The sequence below is a fragment of the Sphingobacterium litopenaei genome (genome assembly GCF_014692495.1).
In the GTDB taxonomy this organism is placed as follows: Bacteria; Bacteroidota; Bacteroidia; order Sphingobacteriales; family Sphingobacteriaceae; genus Sphingobacterium; species Sphingobacterium litopenaei.
Map to the genome: position 1 here is coordinate 1 of NZ_JACOIJ010000075.1, position 1,817 is coordinate 1,817.

At 48.4% G+C, this 1,817-nt stretch carries 1 tRNA gene and 1 rRNA gene; both read right to left on the reverse strand.

Going from position 1 to position 1,817, the window contains the following annotated elements:
- Position 1: 1 nt before the first annotated feature.
- Positions 2–75: transfer RNA gene (locus H8B04_RS16810), tRNA-Ile, on the reverse strand.
- A 123-nt stretch (positions 76–198) separates the two neighbouring features.
- Positions 199–1,727 (reverse strand): 16S ribosomal RNA (locus tag H8B04_RS16815).
- Positions 1,728–1,817: the final 90 nt, after the last annotated feature.

Here is a 1,817-nt window from a genome sequence, read left to right on the forward strand (position 1 = left end):
GTAGTCCCGAGCAGATTTGAACTGCTGACCCCTACATTATCAGTGTAGTGCTCTAACCAACTGAGCTACGGGACTAGCTATCTTCTTCTCATCTTTCTCTCGGTAACCACTCCTACTTCTTTCGGGGTGGGCACTTTCTTCTAATGTCTCTTTTAATCATGTATATAACGTAACGAATACCAATAACGTATTCTCTAGAAAGGAGGTATTCCAGCCGCACCTTCCGGTACGGCTACCTTGTTACGACTTAGCCCCAATTATCGGTTTTACCCTAACACGCTCCTTGCGGTTACATGCTTTAGGCACCCCCAACTTTCATGGCTTGACGGGCGGTGTGTACAAGGCCCGGGAACGTATTCACCGCGTCATTGCTGATACGCGATTACTAGCGAATCCAACTTCATGAGGTCGAGTTGCAGACCTCAATCCGAACTGTGAATGGCTTTTCGAGATTAGCATCCTCTTACAAGGTAGCTGCCCGCTGTACCATCCATTGTAGCACGTGTGTAGCCCCGGACGTAAGGGCCATGATGACTTGACGTCGTCCCCACCTTCCTCTCTGCTTACGCAGGCAGTCTGTTTAGAGTCCCCACCACTACATGCTGGCAACTAAACATAGGGGTTGCGCTCGTTGCGGGACTTAACCCAACACCTCACGGCACGAGCTGACGACAGCCATGCAGCACCTAGTTTCCTGTCCCGAAGGACTTATCTATCTCTAGATAATTCAGTAACTTTCAAGCCCGGGTAAGGTTCCTCGCGTATCATCGAATTAAACCACATGCTCCTCCGCTTGTGCGGGCCCCCGTCAATTCCTTTGAGTTTCACCCTTGCGGGCGTACTCCCCAGGTGGATAACTTAACGCTTTCGCTAAGACGCTAACTGTATATCGCTAACATCGAGTTATCATCGTTTAGGGCGTGGACTACCAGGGTATCTAATCCTGTTCGATCCCCACGCTTTCGTGCATCAGCGTCAATCATGACTTAGATAGCTGCCTTCGCAATTGGAGTTCTGAGACATATCTATGCATTTCACCGCTACTTGTCTCATTCCGCCATCTTCAATCACATTCAAGCTCATCAGTATCAAAGGCACTGCGACAGTTGAGCTGCCGTCTTTCACCCCTGACTTAATAAGCCGCCTACGCACCCTTTAAACCCAATAAATCCGGATAACGCTCGGATCCTCCGTATTACCGCGGCTGCTGGCACGGAGTTAGCCGATCCTTATTCTTACGGTACATTCAAGCTGATACACGTATCAGTGTTTATTCCCGTACAAAAGCAGTTTACAACCCATAGGGCAGTCATCCTGCACGCGGCATGGCTGGTTCAGAGTTCCCTCCATTGACCAATATTCCTTACTGCTGCCTCCCGTAGGAGTCTGGTCCGTGTCTCAGTACCAGTGTGGGGGATTCTCCTCTCAGAGCCCCTAGACATCGTAGCCTTGGTAAGCCGTTACCTTACCAACTAGCTAATGTCACGCGAGCCCATCCATATCCTATAAATATTTAACAGCATTCTGATGCCAGATCGCTGTGTCATGCGGTGTTAATCCGAATTTCTTCGGGCTATCCCCCTGATATGGGTAGGTTGCTCACGCGTTACGCACCCGTGCGCCACTCTCACCAGAATCAGCAAGCTTTCATCTGGATCCCGTTCGACTTGCATGTATTAGGCCTGCCGCTAGCGTTCATCCTGAGCCAGGATCAAACTCTCCATTGTAAAAATGAAGTTTGACTCTAACTATTTATAAAAAAATAGAATTGTCTTTTTAATATCTATTTCCGTTATTGACTAAGGTTTGATTTTTTT